Source organism: Spiroplasma endosymbiont of Nebria brevicollis (assembly GCF_964030895.1).
In the GTDB taxonomy this organism is placed as follows: domain Bacteria; phylum Bacillota_I; class Bacilli_A; order Mycoplasmatales; family VBWQ01; genus Spiroplasma_E.
The window spans coordinates 688739-715136 of record NZ_OZ034986.1 but is presented as its reverse complement, the minus strand read 5'-3'; the positions used below and the strand labels follow the sequence as shown (position 1 = coordinate 715136).

Annotated in this window: 26 protein-coding genes and 5 tRNA genes; 17 read left to right on the top strand and 14 right to left on the bottom strand. The window is 28.1% G+C overall.

The features are described 5' to 3' along the window. The first annotated feature begins 24 nt into the window (after window positions 1–24). From AAHM98_RS04155 to lon, 7 genes are all read left to right on the top strand, one after another. Window positions 25–1755: a PTS transporter subunit EIIC gene (locus AAHM98_RS04155; protein WP_342277196.1), complete on the top strand. Its 1731-nt coding sequence runs from the start codon at window positions 25–27 to the stop codon at window positions 1753–1755. A 379-nt stretch (window positions 1756–2134) separates the two neighbouring features. Then, on the top strand, window positions 2135–3589 hold the full coding sequence (locus AAHM98_RS04150; protein ID WP_342277195.1) for a hypothetical protein: 1455 nt from the start codon (window positions 2135–2137) through the stop codon (window positions 3587–3589). A gap of 25 nt (window positions 3590–3614) precedes the next feature. Then, window positions 3615–3875: a hypothetical protein gene (locus tag AAHM98_RS04145; RefSeq protein ID WP_342277194.1), complete on the top strand. Its 261-nt coding sequence runs from the start codon at window positions 3615–3617 to the stop codon at window positions 3873–3875. Between the two features lie 138 nt (window positions 3876–4013). Next, a tRNA-Arg gene (locus tag AAHM98_RS04140) sits at window positions 4014–4089 on the top strand. Window positions 4090–4125: 36 nt separating this feature from the next. Next, window positions 4126–4887: a DUF3196 family protein gene (locus AAHM98_RS04135; protein WP_342277193.1), complete on the top strand. Its 762-nt coding sequence runs from the start codon at window positions 4126–4128 to the stop codon at window positions 4885–4887. Between the two features lie 14 nt (window positions 4888–4901). Beyond that, window positions 4902–6212, top strand: a complete 1311-nt coding sequence (gene tig / locus AAHM98_RS04130; RefSeq protein ID WP_342277192.1) for a trigger factor — start codon at window positions 4902–4904, stop codon at window positions 6210–6212. A 233-nt stretch (window positions 6213–6445) separates the two neighbouring features. After that, window positions 6446–8833 carry an endopeptidase La gene (lon, locus tag AAHM98_RS04125; protein ID WP_342277191.1) on the top strand — a complete coding sequence of 796 codons (2388 nt, stop codon included), beginning with the start codon at window positions 6446–6448 and terminating at the stop codon, window positions 8831–8833. Between the two features lie 98 nt (window positions 8834–8931). Here the strand turns inward: lon and AAHM98_RS04120 are convergent, their stop codons facing one another. Beyond that, window positions 8932–9489 carry a hypothetical protein gene (locus tag AAHM98_RS04120; RefSeq protein WP_342277190.1) on the bottom strand — a complete coding sequence of 186 codons (558 nt, stop codon included), beginning with the start codon at window positions 9487–9489 and terminating at the stop codon, window positions 8932–8934. Beyond that, a complete protein-coding gene (locus AAHM98_RS04115) occupies window positions 9410–9805 on the bottom strand; it encodes a hypothetical protein (protein WP_342277189.1) in 396 nt (131 codons plus the stop codon). Before AAHM98_RS04115 ends, AAHM98_RS04120 begins: the two co-directional genes overlap by 80 nt. Before the next feature lie 34 nt (window positions 9806–9839). On the opposite strand from AAHM98_RS04115, the gene AAHM98_RS04110 reads away from it, so the two are divergent. After that, window positions 9840–9986 carry a hypothetical protein gene (locus tag AAHM98_RS04110; RefSeq protein WP_342277188.1) on the top strand — a complete coding sequence of 49 codons (147 nt, stop codon included), beginning with the start codon at window positions 9840–9842 and terminating at the stop codon, window positions 9984–9986. Window positions 9987–10013: 27 nt separating this feature from the next. Here AAHM98_RS04110 and AAHM98_RS04105 read toward each other — a convergent pair whose 3' ends face one another. Continuing rightward, a complete protein-coding gene (locus AAHM98_RS04105; RefSeq protein WP_342277187.1) occupies window positions 10014–10322 on the bottom strand; it encodes a hypothetical protein in 309 nt (102 codons plus the stop codon). Between the two features lie 24 nt (window positions 10323–10346). After that, window positions 10347–10802: a hypothetical protein gene (locus AAHM98_RS04100; protein ID WP_342277186.1), complete on the bottom strand. Its 456-nt coding sequence runs from the start codon at window positions 10800–10802 to the stop codon at window positions 10347–10349. A gap of 267 nt (window positions 10803–11069) precedes the next feature. On the opposite strand from AAHM98_RS04100, the gene yihA reads away from it, so the two are divergent. The 3 genes from yihA to AAHM98_RS04085 all read left to right on the top strand — a co-directional run bounded on the left by yihA (window position 11070) and on the right by AAHM98_RS04085 (window position 14760). Next, window positions 11070–11660, top strand: a complete 591-nt coding sequence (gene yihA / locus AAHM98_RS04095; RefSeq protein WP_342277185.1) for a ribosome biogenesis GTP-binding protein YihA/YsxC — start codon at window positions 11070–11072, stop codon at window positions 11658–11660. Window positions 11661–11672: 12 nt separating this feature from the next. Continuing rightward, complete coding sequence (locus tag AAHM98_RS04090; protein WP_342277184.1) at window positions 11673–13925, top strand: cation-translocating P-type ATPase; 2253 nt, start codon at window positions 11673–11675, stop codon at window positions 13923–13925. A gap of 211 nt (window positions 13926–14136) precedes the next feature. Beyond that, entirely contained in the window at window positions 14137–14760 is a 624-nt protein-coding gene (locus tag AAHM98_RS04085; RefSeq protein ID WP_342277183.1) for a lipoprotein, read from the top strand. A gap of 286 nt (window positions 14761–15046) precedes the next feature. Here AAHM98_RS04085 and AAHM98_RS04080 read toward each other — a convergent pair whose 3' ends face one another. The 5 genes from AAHM98_RS04080 to AAHM98_RS04060 form a co-directional block, all read right to left on the bottom strand. Next, a complete protein-coding gene (locus tag AAHM98_RS04080) occupies window positions 15047–15874 on the bottom strand; it encodes a Cof-type HAD-IIB family hydrolase (protein WP_342277182.1) in 828 nt (275 codons plus the stop codon). A 214-nt stretch (window positions 15875–16088) separates the two neighbouring features. Continuing rightward, window positions 16089–16172 (bottom strand) — tRNA-Leu (locus AAHM98_RS04075). 17 nt (window positions 16173–16189) lie between these two features. Further along, window positions 16190–16265: transfer RNA gene (locus tag AAHM98_RS04070), tRNA-Lys, on the bottom strand. A 57-nt stretch (window positions 16266–16322) separates the two neighbouring features. Continuing rightward, window positions 16323–16397, bottom strand: a tRNA-Glu gene (locus AAHM98_RS04065). 20 nt (window positions 16398–16417) lie between these two features. Further along, window positions 16418–16492, bottom strand: a tRNA-Asn gene (locus AAHM98_RS04060). Between the two features lie 432 nt (window positions 16493–16924). On the opposite strand from AAHM98_RS04060, the gene AAHM98_RS04055 reads away from it, so the two are divergent. After that, entirely contained in the window at window positions 16925–17173 is a 249-nt protein-coding gene (locus tag AAHM98_RS04055) for a hypothetical protein (RefSeq protein WP_342277181.1), read from the top strand. 394 nt (window positions 17174–17567) lie between these two features. Next, a complete protein-coding gene (locus AAHM98_RS04050) occupies window positions 17568–17960 on the top strand; it encodes a hypothetical protein (protein WP_342277180.1) in 393 nt (130 codons plus the stop codon). Window positions 17961–18365: 405 nt separating this feature from the next. On the opposite strand, the gene AAHM98_RS04045 is transcribed toward AAHM98_RS04050, so the two are convergent. From AAHM98_RS04045 to AAHM98_RS04035, 4 genes are all read right to left on the bottom strand, one after another. Then, on the bottom strand, window positions 18366–18548 hold the full coding sequence (locus AAHM98_RS04045; protein ID WP_342277179.1) for a hypothetical protein: 183 nt from the start codon (window positions 18546–18548) through the stop codon (window positions 18366–18368). Window positions 18549–18625: 77 nt separating this feature from the next. After that, complete coding sequence (locus tag AAHM98_RS04040) at window positions 18626–18811, bottom strand: hypothetical protein (protein WP_342277178.1); 186 nt, start codon at window positions 18809–18811, stop codon at window positions 18626–18628. Further along, window positions 18751–18924 (bottom strand): hypothetical protein, encoded by a 174-nt coding sequence (locus tag AAHM98_RS09010; protein ID WP_425289605.1) that lies wholly within the window; start codon window positions 18922–18924, stop codon window positions 18751–18753. Before AAHM98_RS09010 ends, AAHM98_RS04040 begins: the two co-directional genes overlap by 61 nt. A gap of 305 nt (window positions 18925–19229) precedes the next feature. After that, the gene (locus tag AAHM98_RS04035) at window positions 19230–19877 is read right to left on the bottom strand and encodes an IS3 family transposase (protein WP_342277177.1); all 648 of its coding nucleotides are present in this window, start codon (window positions 19875–19877) and stop codon (window positions 19230–19232) included. A 203-nt stretch (window positions 19878–20080) separates the two neighbouring features. Between AAHM98_RS04035 and ligA the strand changes: the two genes are divergently transcribed. The 4 genes from ligA to gatB are packed head-to-tail and all read left to right on the top strand — an operon-like array spanning window position 20081 to window position 25300. Beyond that, complete coding sequence (ligA, locus tag AAHM98_RS04030) at window positions 20081–22099, top strand: NAD-dependent DNA ligase LigA (RefSeq protein ID WP_342277176.1); 2019 nt, start codon at window positions 20081–20083, stop codon at window positions 22097–22099. Continuing rightward, entirely contained in the window at window positions 22092–22403 is a 312-nt protein-coding gene (gatC, locus tag AAHM98_RS04025) for an Asp-tRNA(Asn)/Glu-tRNA(Gln) amidotransferase subunit GatC (RefSeq protein ID WP_342277175.1), read from the top strand. Before ligA ends, gatC begins: the two co-directional genes overlap by 8 nt. Continuing rightward, complete coding sequence (locus AAHM98_RS04020; protein ID WP_342277174.1) at window positions 22393–23868, top strand: amidase family protein; 1476 nt, start codon at window positions 22393–22395, stop codon at window positions 23866–23868. Before gatC ends, AAHM98_RS04020 begins: the two co-directional genes overlap by 11 nt. Beyond that, window positions 23861–25300 carry an Asp-tRNA(Asn)/Glu-tRNA(Gln) amidotransferase subunit GatB gene (gene gatB, locus AAHM98_RS04015; protein ID WP_342277173.1) on the top strand — a complete coding sequence of 480 codons (1440 nt, stop codon included), beginning with the start codon at window positions 23861–23863 and terminating at the stop codon, window positions 25298–25300. Before AAHM98_RS04020 ends, gatB begins: the two co-directional genes overlap by 8 nt. Window positions 25301–25563: 263 nt before the next feature. Here the strand turns inward: gatB and AAHM98_RS04010 are convergent, their stop codons facing one another. Beyond that, entirely contained in the window at window positions 25564–26262 is a 699-nt protein-coding gene (locus AAHM98_RS04010) for a hypothetical protein (RefSeq protein WP_342277172.1), read from the bottom strand. Window positions 26263–26398: the final 136 nt, after the last annotated feature.

Below are 26398 nucleotides of genomic sequence, written 5' to 3'. Positions count from 1 at the left end.
TAGTTTAGAAAGGAAGAAACTAATATGTTTAATCAATTACAACGTTTAGGAAAAGTGTTAATTTTTCCAATTGCCGTATTACCATTTGCTGCTATATTAAACCGTTTAGGTGCCATTGGCTTAGATCCAACGATTGCTACCCAATATTCTGCAGGTTATTGAATTGGTTTTGTTATTAATGCCCCCGGAGCGGCTGTGTTTAATAACTTACCTCTAATCTTTGCTGTTGGTGTGGCCTTTGGCTTGGCGAAAGATAATCGGGGTGAAGCTGCCCTTGTGGGGACACTAGCATTCTTAATCTTATCTGTCTTTTTGGGAGATAAAGGAATTGCTTGATTAATGTACCATAATGTTTTAACAACTACTGGAAAAGTAACAGACCCTGCTACTGGTGGTTTAGTTGATTCAGATCCATTTTCAAAATTATTATATATTTTGAAAACCTCATATAACGGAACAAAAGGAACAACTAGTGTTGCTTATCAACTAGATACTGGAGTATTTGGTGGAATTACTGTGGGGATTTTATCTGCTATTTGTTATAACAAATTTAGTGGTATTATGTTACCAGATTACCTTGCTTTCTTCGGGGGAAGAAGATTTGTTCCAATGGTAGTAGGATTAGCAATGGTTCCTGTTGCTTTCTTATTTGCTGTGATATGACCATGATGTCAATTTGGTCTATCAGATTTGGGAACTTGAATAGGTGGCACTAAAGCTGCAGCACCTGCTGCTGCTACTCTATATGGTGTTGTTAATCGAATTTTACAACCATTTGGATTACACCATATTTTAAATACATTCTTATGATTCCAATTACCAATTAATGGTAAGAGTTTAGCAGATATCTCTCAATTTGGATATGATGGTGCTCCTAACCAAATGATTAACGGTGATATTAACGCTTTTGCTCAAGGCATTGTTGGTTCTGGAATTTGACAATCTGGATTTTTCCCAATGTTCTTAGGAGGATTGCCAGGTGCAGCTGCTGCCATGTGATACTGTGCTAAAAAAATTAAACGTAAAGAAACATTTGCTTTCCTAGCAGGAGTTGCCTTTGTGGCATTCTTAACAGGAATTGATGAACCGTTAGCATTTGCCTTTATTTTTGCAGCGCCACTGCTATGAATTGTCCATGCTATTTTTACTGGAATTATTTCAGGGATTACTGTCGCAATGGGAATTAAACTAGGATTTGGTTTCTCAGCTGGATTTATTGATTATGCTATTTCATTCTATCGTAGTTGACAAATGGCATCTTATTCAGCTAAAGTGTCATGAGCACCAACTTGATTAGCTAATCCATTATGAGTATTCCCATTAGCGATTGCTGCCTTTGGTACTTACTTTGGAACATTCACGTTATTAATTAAGAAATTCAATATTATGACACCTGGTCGTAATGATGATGAAGTAAAAATAAAATTAGAAAATACTAAACTAAAAGGTAATGCTAAATATGATTTACTAGCAACGGAAATTATTGGTGCCATTGGTATTGATAACATTCGTGAATTAGGAAATTGTACAACGCGCTTACGTATGGATTTATTAGACAATACTAAAATTGATGAACAACGTATTAAAACAGCAGGAGCTTATAATATCATTAAACTAAATACCCATGCTACGCAAATTGTTATCGGAAACGATGTCGAGCACGTAGCAGATCGGATGAAAGTTTTAATTGCGCAAGCAGAAAAAAATCCTGTTGATAAAACTACAACAACTAAAAAAACAGATACCGAAACTTAATAATTAATCAAAAAATCTTGTTACAATTAACCTAAAAATTAATTACGACAAGGTTTTTATTTTAACTTTAACATTTATAATGTTAATTTATCATTAAAAAAAAGTTTTAAAAAAAATATTATGTTACACTTTTAGTATTAACTTTCATAATATGTTTTAAATAACTCATTATCGTTTTTTTCGGTAAAAGTTATTTTTTTATGTTTTGATTTGTTAATATATTATAAAAATTATTGTCAATCCAAGATTAGATACAGAAAGGGTTAAAGTAATGCAAGATATTAAAAAAACATTTGTTGACGAAAGTGTATAAACACAATCATTAAGTGAAATAAACGATAAAAATTCGTTGATAGAATTAAACAAAATAGAAACACAATTGAAAGATATTCAAAGAGTGATTAAAGAGGTTTCTAATAGTGAAACAAATATAAATATTACTACTAACAAAGAAAACTATGATAATTTAAAAAAACAAACAATTATATATAATGAGCAAGTTAAAGCATATATTACTGCTAGCATTAGATTAGAAGTATTATCATGAAAAAAACAAGAAGCAGAAATTGAAAAAATTTTTTTAAGTTGCGTTGCTAAAAAAGAAAGCCGATTTATGGTAAGTCACCCTAAATTAATTACTAACTTGTTAATTAGTAAACCAAGTAATTGACTAGTAAAGATTTTACCAACAATTTTAATCTTTTGAAGTCGTAATGCTCGAGATAAAAGTCGCAAATGAATTAAAGCAAAAAGAGCTATTAGTGAAGATTTTAAAAAACAAAACATTAAAACTAAACCTGATTTTGATAAATACAGTAGCGAAAAATATCAAACTAGAATAAAAGAATGAAATGCAGCAATAAAAAGACATAATAAGAAAATTGAAAAATTAAAATTAGTTTTTAAATTGGAAGAGGCATTTAAAAATAATGGTATTAATGTTCAAAAAAAAATAACGGAAGAATATAAAGAAAATGTTATTAATTTTCAAGAAGAAAACAATGAACAAATTAAAGAAAAATTTAATGAACTAGAAAGTAATTTTAAGAAAGAATCTACTAAATTTAACAAAAATATTCTTGATTGTAAATCAGATAATGTTATGGAAATAGAACAAATTTTTACAAATTTTAAAAGAGAACTTAAAGACGAATTTTTATTTTCTAGAGTTGATGAACTTGCTTTAAAATCTTTTGAAGATAATATAAAAAATTTAATTATTGTTCAAGATTTAAAACAAAACTTTTCAGCAAAACATATTGAAACAAAATACAGTGAATGTATTGAAAAAATTAAAACAGAAGAAGAAGTATTTTCTTTAGAGAAAGAAGCAACTCATAAACAACTTGATGCTGTTAAAAACGAACTTGAAGGTTATCAAAAGATTTTAGACAGTTGTACTATGAATTTTAAAAACAAAGTAAATGCTCTCAAAACAAATTTAGAAATGATAAAAAACATTGTATCTACTAATTTTGATAAACAGGAACTTAAAGATCAAAGCATTTTTAGCAAAATTAGTTGTTTACAAGTTGAGTTAGAAACAATTTCCCAAACTTCTAGTTTTAATGTTACATGATATAAAAAACTTCCAAATTCTAATGAAAAAGCAGTTCTTGTATCAGAAAATGTTGTTGAAGAAATAAAAAACCAGGATGAAACTCATACACTTAAAAATCATAAATATTTAGTACCATCAAGACAAGAAAAGTTATTTAATGAACTTAAAAACTTAATTATTAAATTTTCTGATAGTTCTTCCGATGGAGGTGGAAAAATTCGCACCCTTGTTAAAACAGAATTTACCCTATCATTTATCATTGGGTTCTTTTAAATTTGGATGTAACTAACCATCATTCTTGACAGTACCAAACCGTAATGAAGATACCGTTATTGTTAATGGTACAGCTACTGATGGTAGAAGTCCTAAGGAATTAATTCCATCAAGTTCTTCAAGAATACTTCAAACCACTGACTCAATAGATGGTTTCTGCAACAGCAGTCAAAAATCATATAAAAAAAGTCTATCATTTAATTCAGAAACCTTAGATGTTAGTGGTAGTGAAAAAACAAACTCACTTAGTAAAACACCTATAAAACGCAGTTTATCAGCACAATAAGAAAGTTATGAAAAGGTTTGAACCATTCAAACCTTTTATTGTATGCAAAAATTAAAGTTTTTTTATAAAAATTTAAAAACTAACATCATTAGTAATTGCAATTTCATGACAAACAAGTTAATATTACTATGGTAATAAGCCCAAGTAGCTCAGTGGATAGAGCATCGCCCTTCTAAGGCGAGGGTCGGAAGTTCGAGTCTTCTCTTGGGCACCATTACAATTAAAAAGTTTATACTAAGAAGGTCTAAAAATGGTAAATCATGATAGTTATTACCAAGACATTATTGGTAAAATTAACCACCACATTAGTGCCAATGAATGAGTTCAAGCTATGAAATTGGTCAAAAATGAATTAGAAATGCCTTATATTCCTAGAAATTATGAAGTTACTTTACAAGATTTACATCATGAAATCGCTACTAACATTAAAGTAAATTCTAAACCACAAATTCATGAATGAAATTTAACAGAAATAAGCCAAGTATTAATGAATCCATTTGATGAAGAGTTTCATCCAGTGGCATTTTATTATTTTCAAAGCCATAATGTTAGGTTAATTTTGCCAACAATCAAAAAATATCTTGCTAGTAAAGACTTTAATAATATTAACAAAACACAACTATTATTGTTATTAAACAGTCAAGGGATTGATGAAACAATGACAGTAGTTAAAACTCATGGTACATTTCAAATTAATCCTAAACAATTAATTCCATGCCATGAATTGCCAATCTATACTAGTATTACAAAGTTATTTGAGGATGAAGTTCATATTGATAATCCTGGTATATATGGTATTTGTTTATTTTTATTAGATAGTTATATCGAAAATCTTTTGCCAGAACTACCTAATAATAATCAAGCATCAGCTTTAGCTGCAGCATTATATGTTCGTGCTTGCAGTTTTCAATCTATTACTGTAACATTAATAGCGAGTGCTAATAAGTTTCAAACAACTACCACCCTAGTTAAGAAGTACTTAAATATTATCAATCAACAAAAAATTGCATAAGGAGCGTTAAAATTATGAAATTAGAAATTATAAAAGATGAAAAAAATGGTCAAGGAAAATGACATGTTATTCTTGATGATAAAACTTGAAAAAAAGAATTAGACAAAGCAGAAGTTAAACTAATTGGTCAAATAGAAATTCCTGGATTTCGTAAAGGGAAAGTACCTAGTAAAATGGCTAAAAAACACGTTAAACCAGAAAGCATTCTTCAAACAGCAACTAAATCAACTATTGCTATTGCTTATGATTTTGCTCTAAGTCAAAAACCAGATTTAATGCCTAATAAACAACCTGAAGTTCAGATTATAAAAAATACTGATAAAGAATGTGAAATATTATTTTTCTTTGATTTACCATCTGAAATTGTATTAGGACAATATCGTGATCTTAAAATCGCTAAACCAACTCCAAGTGTAACAGATGAAGAAATTGATGAACAAATTAAATTATTACAAGACCGTTTTGCGATCTTTGCTCTTAAAGAGCATGGTGCCTTAGCACTTGGTGATACGGCTATCTTTGATTTCGTTGGATTTTTAGATGGTGCAAAATTTGCTGGTGGTGAAAGTAAAGGTATGGAACTAGAAATTGGTTCTGGAAAATTTATTCCTGGATTTGAAGAACAAATGGTTGGGATGGAAAAAGGTACTAAAAAAACATTTGAAGTTACGTTCCCAGAAGAATATCACGTCGCTACTTTAAAAGGACAATTAGTGAAATTTGAAGTTGAACTACATGAAATTAAAACTAAAACTATTAATGATAACTTAGAAGAATTAGTAAAAGATGTTAATATTCCTGATGTTACAACTTATGAACAATTATTAGTAAACGTTAAACAACAAATTGAATTACAAAAAACCATGACTATTAAAGAGCAATTTATGGAAGAATTAATTGCTAAAATTGTTCAAAATTCAAAAATTTTCATTCCTGGGTATGCTGTAAAAGTAGAAACTGACCGTTTAGAAGGCGAATTCAAAAAACAATTAGCTAGTCAAAATTTTACTATTGAAAACTACATTGCAGCTACTGGTATTAGCCATGAAGAAATTAGAAAAGAAATTGAAAAAGATGCTATCACACAGTTACAAAACTTTTTAATTATTGAAGAAGTAATTGAGCAAGAAAAAATTGAAGTAACAACAGCAGAAATTGAAAATCAATTAATGGGTTTTGCTAACCAATTTAAAGTAAGTATCAAAGAAGTTAAAAAGAACATTAAAGATTTATCACTAGTTACTACAACTTTAAAACGTAATAAAGCTTTTGATTTACTATGAGACAATAATGGAACAGTTCCTAGTGTAGAAGCTGGCTCATAGTCTATTAATTAAATAACCTAACTGTTATTTTTACTTCTTACAAGAAGTAAAAATATAAAAATATTGCTACTATAAGTAAATATATTAAAATTATATTAGTATGAATTAAACTAAGGGAGTAACTGTTGAATAAGTATAATATAAAACAAAAAATAGATTATTTAGCAATTAACTATTGCAAGTGCTAATGTTTTATATTATAATCCAGTTAATACATTATTCGAGGTGAGACAATGAAAGTAAAAAATCTTAACAATATTCCCGTACTAGTAACAAGAGGAAGCTTTGTGTTCCCCACAGTTGAAGTGGAGTTAGAAGTTGGTAGACATAAATCTGTTGCTGCTATTAATGAATCGAAAACTTATTTTAATTCACAAATTATTTTAGTTTCACAAAAAGATCCAAAAGTTGATAACCCACAGTTAAGTGAAGTTTATAACCATGGAACGTTATGTAAAGTAGAAATTAAGAAAACTCATCCTGATGGAACGCTTACTGTTGCCTTTTATGGTCAACAACGAGTTAAAGTAACTAAGTTTAATGATGCTAAGTTTTATACTGGCGATGCTGAAACTTTAGTTAGTACAAAAGTATCACAAGAATTAGAAGAAGAATTAATTCAAAGAATTGTTAACAACCTACAATTTATCTTAGATGTTCATGGTTCAATCCCACAAGGCGTAATTAGTCAAATTACCGATGGGATGAAAGCCAGTGAAATCATTGATAAAATGGCACAGTTTTTACCATATCTAACAATTAATAAACGTCAAGAAATTTTACAAGAAGATGATGTTCAAAAACGTTTAGAATTGTTGTTAAAAGATGTTGGTGGTCAAAAACAAGTAGGAGCTATTGAAAAGGATTTAACTGCTAAAATTAAAGATCGTATTGATGAACAACAACGTGAGTACTACTTACGTGAGAGATTACGTGCTATTAAAGAAGAACTAGGTGAAATTGACGGTAAGTCTAATGAAATGAAACGTTATTTAGAACGTTTAGAAACAGAAAACTTTCCAGAAACTATTAAAACCCGTGTTAAAGAAGAAATTGGGCGTTATGAAGATATGCCTCAAGCTTCTAGTGAGTCAAATATTATTCGTACTTACATAGACTGAATGATGAACTTACCATGATTTGAAAAAAACGAGGAAAAATTCGATTTAATCAATGCTAAAAAAATTCTTGATAAGTACCATTATGGATTAGAGAAAGTTAAAGAACGTATTATCGAATATCTAGCTGTTAAAAAAATGGCTAAATCAATGCCAGGACAAATTATTTGTTTAGTAGGTCCTCCAGGGGTTGGTAAGACATCTTTAGCAAAATCAATTGCTGAAGCCATGGGTCGTACTTTTGTTAAGGTATCACTTGGTGGTGTTAAAGATGAATCTGAAATTCGTGGCCACCGTAAGACTTATATTGGAGCTATGCCAGGAAGAATTATCCAAGGTATGAAACGTGCTAAGGTAGTTAATCCACTATTCTTATTAGATGAAATTGATAAAATGTCTTCTGATTACCGTGGTGATCCTGCCAGTGCTATGTTAGAAGTTTTAGACCCAGAACAAAATGCTAATTTCTCTGATCATTATATTGAAGAAAATTATGACTTATCACAAGTTATGTTCTTAGCTACTGCTAACTATATGGAAGGAATTCCTGAACCATTAAAAGACCGTATGGAAATTATTGAACTATCTTCATATACAGAATTAGAAAAAATAGAAATTGCTAAAAAATATTTAATTCCTCGTGTTATTGAAATTACAGGATTAACTAATAAATTACTAAAGTTTAAACCAAATTCTATTGAAGAAATGGTTAAATACTATACAAGAGAATCTGGTGTTCGTCAACTAGAAAGACTTTTAAACAAAGTTGCTCGTAAATTCATCGTTAAACTTTTAAACAAGAATATTACTACTGATGAAGTTACTGCTGACACTGTTAAAGACTACTTAGGAAAACAAATCTTTGATTATACGAAAAAAGAAAATGAATCACAAGTTGGTGTTGTTACCGGATTAGCTTATACTCAATATGGTGGTGATATCTTACCGATTGAAGTTAACCACTTTAAAGGAAAAGGTAACTTAGTCTTAACCGGAAAATTAGGAGAAGTAATGAAAGAATCTGCTTCGATTGCTCTTGACTATATTAAAGCTAATACTATTACTTTTAATATTCCTGATATCTTCTTTACTGACCGTGACATTCATATTCACGTACCTGAAGGTGCAGTACCAAAAGATGGCCCAAGTGCCGGTATTACTTTAACAACAGCCATTATTTCTGCTATTACAAGCAAGCCAGTTTCAAAAGATATTGGCATGACAGGTGAAATTACCCTTCGTGGACATGTTTTACCAATTGGTGGATTAAAAGAAAAATCAATTTCTGCGAATCGCAGTGGATTAAAAACTATTTTAATTCCCAAAGCCAATGTGAAAGACTTAGAAGATATTCCTGAAGAAGTGAAGAGAAAACTTAATATTGTTCCTGTTGAATTTTATCTTGATGTTTTTGACTTTATTTTCAATAAGCATAAAGCCAAAATTAATACTTCAACTATTAATTCTATTAAACCTTTACCTTCAGTATCTGAAGAAAGTTAAGATGAATTATAAAATTAAAAAAAGTTAGTTAGAGGGACTAGTTTGTAATAAAGTGTCGCAAACATTTTTTCTTCTTGTTTCTGGTATTGGTTTATTAATTATTTTTGGCATTTCTGAAGTAGATTTATTTTTGGAATACATGCTCTAAAATGATTATTTCCAGAGTTTTCTATATAAATATGATTTTCTTTAACTAAACCTTCCTTTGTTTCTGTAAAATAATCACTCCCATCGTCTTTTGTAGTTATTAAAAACCCACAATAAGTTTGAACACTATTATCATTTGGCGTTCGTTGACTTTCTCAAGAAATTAATTTAATTTCTTTATTATATTCTTTTCAAACATATTCACACAAGATTCTACCGTCAATTTTAGGTTGTCCCCAACGTTTTTCAACAATATCACGATTGAGTAAAATTTCTTGACCATTAATAATAAAATTATTCATATAACTAACAACTGCGAGATCATACTTTAGAGATGATTTTAGTTCTTCTTTTAATCAAGAATTATCTTTTTGTAAATGTTCCTTAAAGTATTCTTTACTAATATTTACTAAATCTCAAGAATTTAAATTAATACCAATTGCCTCTAAACCTTGAGCAAACGAATCAAAAAAAACAAGTACCGTCCATCTTAGTTTGTTTAATATCAAAATTTTCCTTAATTTGTTCTTCAGTAATAGTTGTTGGTAGATTGTCAAATTCTGATTCAGTATTAATTACTTTTATGTTATTAGTTTTTCATGGTAATGCTATTAGTTGTGATGATGAAGTATTTTGTAAATGAAATTTACTTAATCATTTAAGGGGAATTTTTATATATTCGCCATCTGGTACTATACTTGTATTCTTAACTCATTTTTGAAATTGTTCAAATAGGGTTGGATAGTACGTTTTAAATGCTTGAATATTTATTTTATATTCTTGACTTTCATTTGTATTTTTATATTTTTTTACTGTATTTCACAAATTATCAAGCTCTGATTTAGTATTAATTACTTTTATGTTATTAGCTTCAGATGTTTTTGAATTATCATCAAATGTACAATTTTTAATTGTTTCGTTTTTATTTTCAAATATACATCCTGGTGAAAATTTGGGATTTTTACCAAATAATTTTGCTCCTGAGCGAAAAAAACAATCTGTGTAACTTATATTATCACCAAGACCAGTGAAATTATTTTCAAATGTACATTTGGTAGTACTTAGTATTTATAGTTATTCCAATCATGTCTTCCAAATAAATTCGCGCCGGATATGCTGAAATTTGTATAAGTAGTTTCATAACTATTTTTATATTTATTGGTGTTGCTATTATCACTAGTTTCAAACTTATAATCATAATCATTTGGTTTTTTTCTTTAAAACTGCCAAAATACTTACAATCTATAAAATTAGCTGATGCATTATCACTAAATTCACAATTTTCAAATATACTACCATTAACGGGTGCAGTACCACTAAATATTCTATTTTTTATTTTCATATCTTTTTTCTATTTATTTGTAATTTACACATTGTTTATACTACCATAAGTACTTGATTCCAAAGATTGAGGAGGTGTTGTTAAATTAATTTCATCTTTGAGAAATTCAAAAGATTGACAAATTATACTTGGAAGGGCACAACTATATGCAGCGGATGCTAAAAAGAACCCTATGCCACAACCAATTCCAACTGCTCCTCATGAACCTAATTTGTCATCTGTTTTAGGATTATAACCCGAACCAGGAGTTTCTACTGTTAGTTCATTTAAATATTTATTAAAAGAATAAAAACTTACTGCTCCTGTTGCTGCTGCTGATGTAGCTAATATTAATAATGATACACCTACTTTAACTCACTTTGGTCATTCCTTAGTATTAGTATTTTGGTTAATAATTGGTTCTGTATCTGATATATTTATTTCTGCTGCTTGTGGTGTCTCTACTGTTACTATTGCGTTTACTTCTTCATTTAGTATCATAAAATCTCCTTTAAAAATAAAAAAACCATATGCCTCTTAGACAAGACAAATAGGTTAAAAACTTGTATTAAGTTCATACTAATTATAGCAATTATAAAAATAAAATACAACATTTAGTAGTTATTTGGATAGAATAATTATTTTTAGTTCAGGAATTCTAACTCAGGTAACTTAACCTAACAAAACTAATAATTTTCTTAATTTTACTAAATTATAAACCTTTCTTTTCTAAATCCATATATAATATTATATACGAGGTGTTACTAAATGGAACGAATTAAACAAGCAGTATTTTTAACAAGTGCTGTCAAAGCAGAACAATGACCCCAAGATGAGACTCCTGAGTTTTGTTTTGTTGGAAGAAGTAATGTTGGAAAATCAACATTCTTAAATACAGTATGTAATAATGGTAAGTTAGCTAGAGTTTCACAAACGCCTGGTAAAACCCAAATGTTAAATTTTTTTACAATTAATAATAATGAATGTCGGTTTGTTGATGTTCCAGGATATGGGTTTGCTAAAGTATCAAATGATAAAAAAATTCATTTTGCTACTATGATGGAAGAATACTTCCAATCACGAACATCATTAAAAGCAGTCTTCTTATTATTAGATTTTCGTCATGCTCCTAGCAAAGATGATATCGATATGTTAGAATATTTACAACACCATCATTTAAAAATTTATTTAATTGGTACTAAATTAGATAAAGTTAAAAATAGTCAGTTGGTTAAAAATAGAAAACTATTATTGTCAACATTAAACTTGGCTCCTACTACTGCTATTATTTTATTTTCTAGTATTACTAAAAAAGGAATTGCAGAAGTAGTTAATGTACTATCACAAAATATTTCATAAAGGAGAATAAGAATGACTAATAATACCACTAACGATATTGCTACTAGTAAAGTAACATTACCTGATATTGCTTGTACATCTTGTGCTAGTGTTATTGAGAATCATTTTAATAAGTTACAAGATATTACTGTCAATATTAATTTTGGTACCAAAAAAGCATTATTTACTTATAATCCTAAAGTTTGAAATGAAGAACAAATTCAAAAATCAATGCATAGTTTAGGCTATGAAGTTTTTATTCTTGAGACTGATATTCAAAGTTTAGATACAAGTCATGAACATAGTAGTGAACAACATCAAATACATATGGAAGAATTACACACTCAAAGTCATTTCCACAATATTAAATTACGTGATTTAATTGAAGTTGTTCTTGGATGAATATTACTTATCCCATTATTACTAATTGAGATTCCTAGTACTCCATTTTTCGATGTGTTTAGAAATTCCTATCTTCAATTAGGATTAACTATTCCTATTCAATTTTATTTTGGTCGCAAATTTTACTTTGGAATTTATCGTGAATTAGTGAAACAAAAGTTTCCAGGTATGCATACCCTAGTAGCATTAGGGACTACTACTGCTTTTATTTTTAGTATTTATTTAATGGCAATTAAAGACACTACCCATTTATTTTTTGAAGTTAGTGCTTCGATAGTAATGATTGTTTTACTTGGTGATTTAATTAGTGCCATTGCTCAAAAAAAAGCAACTAATGGTTTAGAAAGTTTAATGTCATTAAAACCCAAATCAATTTTACGATATGATTCAGTTACTAAAAAAGAAGCATTTGTTAATTTAGAAGATGTCCAATTAAATGATATTTTAGTGGTTCGTAAAGGTGAAAATATTCCAACTGATGGGATTTTAATTAGTAAAAGTGCTTTAATTAATGAATCTATGTTCTCTGGTGAAAGTAAAAGCATTACCAAACTTAAAAATCAAAGTGTGATTGGTGGTACTGTTAATATTGATGAAAGTATTCAAATTAAAACTTCCAAGATTGGTAAAGATACTGTCCTTGCTAGTATTATTAAAGCTGTCGAAGATGTTCAGACCCAAAAACCACAATTACAAAAAATTGCTGATAAAATTGCTGGTTGATTTACACCAACCATTATTATTATTGCATTATTAGTCTTTATTATTCGTTTTTGAGCCGTTAATGATAGTTTACAACAATCGCTAGCGATTGCTATTTCTACTTTAATTATTGCCTGTCCATGTGCTTTAGGGATTGCAACGCCGTTAGCAGTTGCAGTTGGGATTAATAAAGCTGCTAAAATAGGAATTATTTATAATAAGACCAGTGCCTTTGAAAGAATCACCAAAATTGATACTATTTGTTTTGATAAAACTGGAACCTTAACTACTGATAATTTAATGATTACTAAAGTTTATGGTCAAACTAAACACATTAACAAAGCTATTGCTTTAGAAAAATATTCAACTCATCCCTTAGCATTAGCTTTTAATTTATATGCTCAAACTAATGATGTTACTGATTTACCAACGGTGGATCATACTAAAGAAGAAATAGGTTATGGGTTAAAGGGAAAATGTGGTAATGAAAATTTACAAATTTCTTCACTTATTAATTTACAAAGTGCTAAAATGCCATTAAGTCCCTTTTTAACAAGTCAAAAATTAGATGTTAGTGACCAGCAACAAATTATTTTGGCATTAGCAATCAATAATGTTATAACTAATATCTTTGTTTTAAGTGACCAATTGCAAGCAAATGCCATTGCCACGATTGCTAAAATTCGTAAACAGGGAATAAAGGTAGTATTAATCAGTGGTGATAGTGAAGAGCAAACAGCCAATATTGCTAAAAGAGTTAGTATAGAAAACTATTATGCTAATATCAAACCGGTTGGTAAAGCCCAATTAGTTGCTGATTTACAAGCCCAAGGTCAAAAGGTAGCTTTTGTTGGTGATGGTATTAATGATGTTGTGGCATTACAACAAGCAGACTTAGCTATTGCCATGGGTACTGGTAGTGATATTGCTAAAAAAATTGGTGATATCACTATTACCAACAATGACATCAGTGCTGTTTATAAAGCTATTGTTTTAACTAAAAAAACTAAAAATAATATTTGAATGAATTTCATTTGAGCATTTGGTTACAATTTGGTTATTATTCCTTTAGCAGCATTAGGATTTATTATTCCACCATTAGCAGCAGCAGCCATGGCATTTTCTGACATTACTGTTGTTGGTAATTCCTTAATTTTTAAATGACGAAAATATAAATATTAGACTTACAGGTAAAACTATTTTTTGATAATGTTTTAAATATGTTGGGACAGTATTATGAGATGACAACAAATTCTTTTTTTTAAATTAAAATTTACCACTTTATTATTTATATTTTATTTTTTTATCGTATAATTAAAATTATGAAATTCTAATTAATATGTGTTAAATTTTAATTTATTAGATTTTTGATAAAGTAAGGGAGAAATAGAAAATGAAAAAAATACTAGCTTTATTAGGCATTTTAACGTTTAGTGCAACAGCAGCAACATCAGTTGTGGCGTGTAATCCAAATCAAGATACTAAACCATTTACTTTTGATCAAGAAAAAGCTGCTTTAGAAAGTGGAAGTTTACACTACTATGAAAAAGATTCAACTCCACAACCAAGCACGCTTAATGCTAAACAAGCAATTGTTTGAAGATTACAACAACATGACAAATCATTTGCTCATGTTAAAATTAGTGATTTTCAAATTTCAACAACTAGTATTGATAGCAAAACAAAATATATTACTAATGATAAACTTGAAAATGATGTTAAAATAGATGATGCTTTTAGAACTAATGTAGTTGTTACTATTACCCCAAAAAATGCTAGTTCTACAGCAGTAACATTTACTAATTCATTTTTATTCCATCAAGTTGCAAATGAAGATTTAAATGTTATTAAGAATTGAAACTGCACTGAAAACCATGCAGATCATATTTTTATTGATCCAACCACTGTAAAATCAGAAGTGATTTTTAAAGAAGTTATTTGAAATGCTGTGCTGGGTGAACCATTAGATTATGCCAATAATAAAGCCAAATTTGATGTTGAAATAGATGTAATTTAGCAAAAGTACAAGATTTAAAAGAAAATGCTTTCGCTCAAGGAATTACATTTAGTATTAATGTTAAAGAACAATTTACATCACAACAAACTGGTTTAACTTTTAACAAAGAAAAAGTTACCTTTGATACATTTTATATTGCATACAAAAAATAACTAATACCCATTATTAATATTAAAAACACTTGATTTTTTAGTTGCCATATTCATATCCTCCGTTTCTTTTTTTATAATTTAATTATAGTCAATTATCAAAATTAAATTAAAATTTAACCTACCAAAGACATTTTTTATTTTTTCATATCTTTTAAAACATAATTATTAATAATATGACCAACCCCATGGTCATCATTACTAGGAGCAATTAGTTTTCCAAATGGTTTTAAAGCAATATTAGCGTTTTCCATCACGACAGGATGTCCAGATATTTCAAACATTGGTAAATCATTAAAACCATCACCAATGGTTAGTGCATCTTTAGGATCAATTTCTAACAAATTACATAATCATTGTACAGCAGACCCTTTGCTAATATCTTTGACACCAATTGAAAAAACATTAGTGTGATATTGTACAATAGTTAAATGAGGAAATTCACTTTTAAAAGCACTAATAAACTTAGTAATATTTTCTGCTGATAAATATTTTTCTAAAATTACCATGATTTTCGAAATAGGCATGGTAATATCTTTAAAATCTTTTAATTGGACAATTTTAATTTGTAAATTTTCTACTCATTTCCCTCAACTATTAGCTGCATGGTTAACATATAAGGTATCAATACTATTAAAATGTAAAATCATTTTATCATTATAGTTAGTTAAAAATTTGTATAGTTTAGTAGTATCTGTTTGCTCTAATTGTTGTAAATAAATTCATGCTTGTTTTTCATATGATCAAATTTCAGCGCCATCATTGCCAATAATATAACCATCATATTGATCAGCATTAATCATTTCACCAACTCTAATGGCATTCTCACCATATCTACCAGTATTAATAACAACTTTAATATTATTTTCCTGGGCTTTTAAACATGCATTAAGATTAACTTCGCTTAAAGCACTGGCACTATCAAACAGGGTACCATCTATATCAGTGAAAATTATTTTTATCATAATTGAATTCCTACTTTCTAGTTTTATTTTGTTTGTTATATTATAAAGGTAAAAATTTAAAAATACTAACTATATTATAAAAACCCATTAATATGGGCTTAAAAGTTAGATAGTTTATAAATGTTATTAATATTAAATATACGTTAATATTTAATTTGGATATAAAAAACAACCTTTGGATAATAGGTTGTAAGGATAAAAAATATTTAATTTATGGTGCGGAACAAGGGACTCGAACCCTCACACCTCTCGGAGCCAGAGCCTAAATCTGGTGCGTCTACCATTCCGCCAATTCCGCATGTGTATAGTTATGTATGGTGTCCCGTATAGGCCTCGAACCTACAACCCTCAGATTAAGAGTCTGATGCTCTGCCAATTGAGCTAACGAGACGTTTAAGGAATAAAAAACAAGTAGTTTATTGATTACTTGCTATTTAGATATTAACAATGGTGACTCGTACGGGGATCGAACCCGTAATGTAGGAATGAAAATCCTATGTGTTTACCAATTCACCAACGAGCCAATAATAGTTTACAGAATAATGGCGCCCAGTATAGGATTTGAACCTATGACCCTTCGATTAACAGTCGAATGCTCTGCCGCTGAGCTAACCGGGCTTTTAGTAAACCTTAATTATTATATGGGAGAAAAGTATAATTTGCAATAAGTAAAAAGGTTTTTTTAAAAATATTTTTTAAAATAGAAGTTTTTATCAAAAATAAATTGGATTTATCACGATTTTTTTTGTTTTAAGTTAAAATAATAATATCTCATTTCGGGGCGCAGGAATTTATTCTAACCAACTTACGTCCTATTTTGATAATTTAAAAAATTATGTTAAACTAATATGGTCTTTTTTTAAATAAGGGCGTATTACTTTATAGTTGCTGATTTTGTTAAAAATTAAATTTTTTAACAAAATCAGCAAACTTCTATTTTTGATTTAAAATCAAAAATATTTAGATTTTTCTTGCTTTATGTACTATTGAAATTTTATCACATAAATGTTGAGAAAGGTCTTTAATAAATTATGAAAAGGAAAAAAAATTATGGAAAAAGATATTGAAAAAGAAATACAAGAGTTACATGATAAAATTGAAGAATTAGAAAAATCAAAACAAGATAATGGAAGATTTCTTTCTGACAAATCAGTTGAAACAATCACTAAAAGTGCAGGTAAAGGCTATAAATGAAATCTTATTATAATAGGAATATTCTTTCTTATTTTTTTGATAATCTTTATTGTTGTTACAGTTATAATAGTTACGCACTTACCACACCATCATAGTAATATTTAAAATCCCAGTTAATGGGATTTTAAATATTATTCATACTCAAATCTGAAGTTTTTTTAGGTTAAACTAAGTAATTTATTATCACTATTATTAACTTATCATTTTCTTTTTTTTCAAACTACACCCATAATTTCTCCTTAATTTATTTTTTAAATTATTAAAGATAATAATGTTATATCATGGATTTAATATTATATGTATTTCTAAAAAAACAGACTATTTTATTAAAAGAAAAGAATTACAAATATCTTTTTTAAAGTTTTAAAAATAATTCATAAAAATTTTAATGAATATAAATCATTCATAATTAATTCTAGTAAACTAAATATAGTTTTTAACTCATTGTTTTATTTTTGAAACAAATGGGTTTTTATTTTTTAATGAAAGAGATGAAATTATGACTAATATAGAAATTTTACAAGCTTTTGCTAAAGCAAAAGATGAAACAAGAAATAATAATGAATTAAAAAATAATTTAGATACAACTATAAATAATGAAAAAAAATTGGATTCCGAAGTAACATCAGAAGACCAACTCATTGAACATAGTATTGTTAATAAACAAAATGATAGTGAATGGTTAAAACAAAAAAATGAAGAAAAAGTTATTGATTTAGAAAAATTAAAAAAAGAAATAGAAATTGTGCTAATGAAAAAGAAATACCTTGAGAGAAAACATTACGAGTATATTCCAATACTGAAACAGACAAAATTACTAATAATAAATGCAAAAAAGGGTATGTCCAATAAACTGTATAATTTATTTTTCTTCAAATTCATTAATTATTAACTCTATTGCTGTTCCATTAGCAACACCTAATTTTTTAGCCATTTCATAAATTTTAACTTGAATTGATTTTTTTAAATATATAGTCATATATGATTTTTTATCAATTGTTACCTTAGATAGATTAGAACTAAATTTGCTAATTTAATATTTGTCAATTTAGACCCACTAGAAATCTCATTAATTAGTTTTTTTGATTCAGTTATTTCTTTAGCAAATTGGTCGTTGTCTATTGTATTTTTAGAACTGTTTATACTATTTTTAATAATTTCAGCATTAGCTTCAGTACCTACATCATCAAAATTTGAAAATAAGTTAGATATAAGTTCTTGGTAAACGTGATAGGTATAAGTATGGTTTTTTACTTTCTCCAGTAGAATGGAAGGTATGCCCGTTATTTCGGACTTTTTAAAATTTTTGTTTTCTTTTAATTTGAGTTTTAAGAATTTTACTCTTAAATTTACTATTAGTAATATATTCTGCAAAGTCTTTTGAAATTCGATAGTGATCGAAATTATTTAAAACAATAGTATTAATATTATTTTTAATTCCTAAATCTTGGCAAATAATTTCTCAGTTATTTGAGAGCATATTAACAGCTTCAAGACTATAGATTGAATTATCACTTATAATAATGATTTCATCAGCAATTACTAAAGCATTTTTATTTACAATATTAATACTTGGGTTAGTGTCAAAAATAATATAGTCATATTGTTTAATAATTCAAAGTTTTTAACAAACGTACGTTTTAAAACAGCTTCACGTGCTGTTCTAGTATGCAATTCATCTTCTAGGGATTGCTCTCTATGTTGGTTGGTATTACATCAACGCTTAACTGTCCATGCTTTCATTCTTCAATTATATTTTCATTAATGATATCGATATTTTGCATAAAAAGTTTTTTTGAATTTGCCTCTTTTTTAGACAGTTTAAAGGTCTTAGAAAGGTTACCTTGTGGGTCTAAATCAATAACTAATACTTTGTGGTTTTTTAAATCAAGTGTGGTTGAAACTTATACAATATAGATTGAATAAAGTATAAAATATGGTATATCATATATATGAGTATAACACTTGTTATGCAAGGGGGGGTATAGCCCTCGAGTTCTCCTAATCAGAAATGGTTAGGTGTTTTTTTATTTAAGTACCTAATTAGATTATTTTTCCATTACTTTTTCTCCTTACTCTTTTTATCATTCATGGCCTTTAATTGAACTTGTCAAGTAAAGTGGACAATAAAAAGAACCTTATATAATTATTATTATAAATGTTACATTAAATCTAATTTCATAGGAATAAACTTAATATTTGTTTGGGAATGAGCTAATCGATATTCAATTGGACTCATTCCTTTTAATTTTGGTTGTGGTCGATGATTGTTGTAAAAATAAATATACTTAGGTAAATTTTCTTTAATTCATTCAATAGTTCGTTTTTTTCTTGGAATCTGATATAAGAATTCAGTTTTCATAGTTGCAAAATTACGGTCTAATAAATTATCATATCTTAAACTGCCAGATTTTAACCTATAATCAAACTTCTTTGTTCTAATTTTGGATTTTAAACCCATATTTTTCATACACCTATAAACAATATGTGGTTGTATGTTTAACTTATAAATTTTCTTTATTCAACAACAAATCATGTTATAACCATAAATTTCTTTGAACGCATAAAATGTACTTTTAATTATATTAGCAATAAATGGAATCCATTTATTAAACTGTTTCATACCATTGTTAAGTCATTTATAATAACCAGATTTTGAAACTTTTAATAATTTACAAAGATAATTAACTGGATTTTTTGTTTGTAATTGAGATATCGCCTGGCACTTTCCCTTTGTCGATATCTCTAAATACTTTTTTTCTTTAATCGTTTCATTTTTATATAGATCTGTATTGTTGTCCACAGACATATTTTTTACTTTTTCTCTTTATTTAAAATATTAATTTAACAAAAATAAAACCTAATACAAAAAATATAATACATAAGAGTGGAATAATTTACGATTTTTATCTTTTAAACTCCTCACTAAATTATTTAATACTAACAAATAGCCATTTCTAACTATTTACTTTATAATTAAACTAGACAAAATAAATCAGGAGTGACTAAAACATGACTACTAATAATACCAAAGATATCAAACAAGAAATTCTAATACTAAGAACACTAATCAAACAATGAAACTATGAATACCATGTTTTAGATACCCCTACTGTCACTGATGCCATTTACGATAGTACTTATAAACGACTAGTAACCCTAGAAACCCAATACCCACAATTTCTAACTACTGACTCACCAACACAAACCGTTGGTGGTAAAACTAACTCAACATTACCTAAAATTATTCACCAAACACCCATGCTTAGTTTAGCCAATGCTTTTAATTACCAAGACTTAATAAAATTTGACCAAAAAATTAAAAAAATCTTATCACAAGACCAAATACAATACGTTTGTGAACTGAAAATTGATGGTCTTTCAATTGCCGTTGCATATATTCATGGTCAACTTAAAACCGGCGCGAGCCGTGGTGACGGCACATCTGGTGAAGACATTACTAGTAACATCCTAACAATTCAAAATATTCCCCATACCCTTCCTACTAAAAATAATTTAGAAGTTCGTGGCGAAGTTTATTTAAGTAAAGAAGAATTTAAACGAATTAATACTAATCAACAACAACAAAACCTACCACTATTTGCTAATCCTCGCAATGCTGCTGCTGGTACTATTCGTCAGTTAGATACTAGTATTGTTAATTCTCGTAATCTGAATGCCTTTCTTTACTACTATGTTAATGCCGTTAATGATAATATTAAAACTCACCACCAAGCATTACAAACTTTACAAAAATATGGCTTTAATGTCAATGACCATTATCAGCTATGTAATAATATTGATGAAGTGTGAACATATGTCCAAAAATTTGAGCAACTAAGAACTAACTTGTCCTATGAAATTGACGGAATTGTGATTAAACTTAATGATTTGAGTAGTTATGATTTACTAGGACGTACTAATAAAGCACCTAAGTGAGCGATCGCTTACAAATTCCCTGCTGTAACTAGTGTCACGAAACTATTAGACATTTTTCCAACTGTCGGTAGAACTGGCAAAATTACTTACAATGCTAAATTAGAACCAGTCTTGATTGCTGGAACAACCGTTACCTTTGCTACTTTGCATAATAGTGATTACATTACAACTCGTGATTTACGGATTAATGACTTAGTTAGTGTCAAAAAAGCTGGTGATATCATTCCCGAAGTCATTTCTGCTATTATTGAACAACGGACAACGAAAAGTATTGCTTTTACCAAAGCTACTAATTGCCCTGATTGCCACAGTGTTTTAGAACAAGTGCCACCCGAAGTTGACCAATTTTGCATTAATAGTGATTGTAAAGAACGTATTTTAAAATCATTAATCCATTTTTGTAGTCGTGATGCCATGGATATTATGGGTTTAAATGAAAAAATCTTACAACGTTTTTTAGAACTAAAATGAATTAAAACTATTAGTGATATTTATAAATTAGTTAATTTAAGACAAGAAATTTTATCACTAGCACGCTTCGGTGAAAAATCATTTACTAACCTGGCAACTAATATTCTTAATTCCAAGCGAAATTCCTTAGAACGCTTATTATTTAGTTTAGGTATTCGTCACGTTGGTCAAAAAACTGCTACTGCTTTAGCAAAAAAATATTTAACTTTAGAAAATATTATGCAAGCATCTTATGCTGACCTAGAAAATACCAATGACATTGGTACAACCATTGCTACTAGTTTAATTGATTATTTTGCAAATCCGATCAATATTCAATTAATTAATAATTTGCAAACTTTAAATCTCAACTTTAATTACTTAGGCAAACAACATTCGCAAATTCTTGCTGGTAAAACCTTCGTTTTAACTGGTACCTTATCAAAAAGTCGTAATGAATTTGTTACTTTACTAGATAATTATGGCGCTAAAATTACTAATAGTATTAGTAATAACACTAGTTATTTAATTGTTGGTGAAAATCCTGGTAATAAATTAGCACAAGCACAGAAACTTAATGTTAAAATTATTAATGAAGAACAATTACAAATCATATTGAAAGAGGTGTCAAAAAATGCCTAAAGCAACAACCCTGACCGCTGAGATGATTCATCACCTTGCCAAAGAACTAATGTTTGACATTAGTGATGAACAATGTGCCAATTTATTATTAGAATTTAAAGCCATTGCAGAACAAATGAAAATAGTTACAGAAATAGATACTGACAATATTGAACCTTTAGATTACCCACTATCTATTGTTAATTCATATTTACGTCCTGATGTTGCTAGAATACCATTTTCTAGTAAAACAGTATTAGAAGTCGCTCCCCAAGTAAGTAATGATTATGTTGTTATTAATCAGGTGATTAACCATGAAAATTAATTACCACCAATTGTCAATCCGACAACTACACGAAATGTTAATGAATGAGGTTATAACACCAATTCAACTTGTAACTTCAGTTTATAAACGTTTAGAAAAATGAAAAAATTTAAATGGTGTTGTTACTTCTTTAGCACCACAAGCCATTAAACACGCTAAAGAACTAACCCAAACATCCATGGATAAGAGCAATTTACTAATGGGAATCCCATTTGTTATGAAAGATAATATTGCTACCATTGATAATTTAACAACTGGTTCTTCAAAAATTCTTGCTAATTTCATCCCCAATTATGATAGTACTGTTAATAAATATTTAACTAAAGCCAATGCCATTAATATTGCTAAAACTGCTTTAGATGAATTAGGAATGGGTGGTGATGGCCTATATGCAGCCACAGGGCATGTTCTTAACCCTTGAAATCCAGAACACATTACAGGTGGTAGTTCTAGTGGTAGTGCAGCGCTTGTCGCTGCTGGGATTGTTCCATTTGCGCTAGGAACTGATACTGGTGATTCGATACGCAAACCCGCTGCTTATTGTGGTATTACTGGTTTTAAACCAACTTATGGTTTAATTTCCCGTAATGGTGTTTTTCCCTATGCTCCTAGTTTAGATACCGTTGGTGTCTTTACCAATCATGTCGAAGATGTAGCCATTGTTTTAGATAATCTTGTCCACCATGACATTAAAGACTTTACTAGTGTCCATAGTATGAAAAAAGATTATGTTAAAAACTTAAATCCAAACATGCAAAATAAAAATATCGCCATTTTAAATTATGATAGTTATCAATGAACTCCTGACATAAAACAAGCATTTGATGATGCAGTTAATAATTTAATTACCGATGGTGCTAAAATTAACAAAATTAATTTTGATGAACAATTACTACAAGCACTATTGCCAGTTTACATGATTATTTCCTTTGCTGAAGCGACAAGTTGTCATGCTAATTTAACAGGAATTAACTTTGGAATCCGAGAAGCAGGAGCAGATTATTCACAAGTAATGACAAATTCGCGAACTGCTGGTTTTGGCGATATGGTTAAAAGACGTTATATTATTGGTGCTTATGCATTGTCGGCAAGTCATCAAGAAGAATTATTTAACAAAGCCAAAAAAGTAAGAAGATTGGTCGTTGAAGCATTAACACAAATCTTTAAAAAATATGATGCCTTTATCGTAATGCCTACGATTACTAGTGCTCCAACAATTAAAGATGTTCTAGAGCAAAAAAAAGTTATTAGTCCCAAACACGACTATTTAGAAGACTTATTATTGTTATCTAATCTAAATGGTGGCCCAAGTATTACCATTCCTTTAACAACTGTTAATAATTTACCAATTGGTATTAATATTAACGCTGCACCTTTTGATGACCAAACAGCACTTGATATTGCTCAGTTTTTAAGTAACTATATTAATTTTAATAATAAAATGTTAGGTGATGAAAATGAATAATTATGATATTGTGATGGGGATTGAAATCCATTGTGAATTAAAAACTAAAACTAAATGCTTTTCTAGTGCACCTAATACTTTTGGTGAAAAACCAAATAGTCAAACTAGTGCGATTGATTGTGGATTTCCAGGCACTTTACCTGCTATTAATCAAGCAGTTATTGTTAATGCTATTCAAACTTGTAGTGGCTTAAATATGAACATTGATACGCTTGTCCGTTTTGATCGTAAAAATTATTTTTATCCTGATTTACCTAAAGGTTATCAAATCACGCAATTTTATCATCCCATTGGTCGTAATGGTTATTTAAAAATCTTAGTTGATGAACAACCATTTACGGTTGAATTTGAACGCTTACACATTGAAGAAGATACTGCTAAACAAACTCATCACAACGGAGAAACTTTGTTAGATTATAATCGTGCCGGGATTCCCTTATTGGAAATTGTTACGAAACCTGTTTTTACTACTAGTAATCAAGTCGTAGCTTACATTAATGCCTTACGAAGATTACTAATTCATCTCAAAGTTAGTGACGTGAAAATGAATGAAGGTTCATTACGTTGTGATATAAATATTTCCTTAAAAGCAGCAGGTAATGAAACCTTAGGAACCAAAGTGGAAATTAAAAATTTAAATTCAACTAATAATATTGCCTTAGCAATTCAAGATGAAATTTTTCGTCAAAGTCAAATCTTAAATAACAATCAAAAAGTATTATTAGAAACGAGAAGATTTGATGAAAAAAGTGGAAAAACGATTTTAATGCGTAGTAAAGAAAACAATATTGATTATAAATACTTTCCTGAACCTAATATTTTCCCCATTCAATTAGATGAAAAATGAGTGAAAACAATTATTAAGAATTTGCCTGAGTTACCAAAAGATTTAGAAGAACGGTTAGAAAAACAATACAAGTTAAACAAAACTGATATTAATATTCTAATTGATAAAATAGAAATCTTAAATATGTTCGAAGAGACTGTTAAAATAAATAATTTACCAATCCCAACTGTTAAATGTTTATTAGGTTTAGTACAAGCTTATTGTAATAGTAATAATATTAATATTGACGATACTAAATTAACTCCTGATAATTTATCAGAATTAGTTGTATTAATTAATAATCAAAAAATTAATGATAAACAAAGTAAAGAATTGTTAACTATCATTATGACTAATAATGAAAAAACTCCTAATAATTTAGTTAAATCATTAAATATGACACTAGTTAGTGATGAACAATCTTTAACTGACATTTTATTGCCACTAATAACAGAATATGAAAGTACTACGATTTTATATGAAGATAAACCAGAACGAGTTATGAAATTTTTTATGGGACAATTAATGAAAATTACTAAAGGTAGTGCTAATCCGCAAATTGCTCAAGAAATTTTAAAAAAATTACTCGATAATTATAAACAATAAAAAGTAATTGTCCCATAGTTACACAACTATGGGACAATTTAATAATTACTTTAAAAGACTACATTTTAAGGAGTGTTTTCATTTCCAATGATTCATATTTAACTTTTGGTAGGGGAGTGTTATTGTTATTACATTCTCCTACAAAAGTTTTTGAAAATGGTTCTTTTTTTGAATTTTCATTAATTGGTTTTGCTTTCAATTTTAAAATTACTGCTTTAAACCTTTCAATTTTAATATTGATTTCAGTATTGGATTGAAATATTTTATCACTTTTTTTGTTCTTTTTCTATATTTGAAATTTCTTCTGTTAACTTTTTAACTATAGTATCAATTTCTTGTTTTAACGCTGTAATTTTATTGTTTAATTCAGTTTTGATTCGAAATTCTTCGTTCTTATTATTAATAATTCAGTCTTTTAATTCGTTTAACTCATTTTTTATATTAGTATATTTAGTTTTTTCTTTTTCTAAAAAATCTTTTCTAATTAATTTATTAACTGTTTTTTCTTCTTCTTTTTTAATAAGTAAAGCTTTTAATTCATTAGACTTTAAAAGTCTAGTCTTTGTTAATTGTTTGTAATTATTTTTTATGGATTTTTGTTTGTTTTTTAAAGTATTAACAAAAATTTCTAATAAAGTTTTATAACTACCAAAATATTTTATTGCGCTAAAACAATCTAAATCTTTAAGTTCTTTTTCTGAAAAATATCTTATTATTGGGTTAATCAAATTAACAATTTTTTCTATTTTTTCAAATAAATAATCACTTTTTTTGATATTTTGAATTTGTCAAAGAGTAAAGTCTTGTTCTTGTAACCCTTCTGATTCCTTACTCAAATAACTACATATTTCTTCTACTTCTTTTACTATTGGTAAAATTTTCTTTTTTTGTTTAAAGATATCCAATTTATTCTTATTTTTTGATATACTGTTTTCTAATTTTATTCTTTTAAATAGTTTCATTTTTGCTTATTTCCTTTACAATAATTATTTTAAAATCTAACTAATTACAAAATACAATTAATTAGATTACCAATGATATTTTTATTGAATTATAAAAATATCATTGAGTAAATACTATAAAGGATTTTTTTTAAAA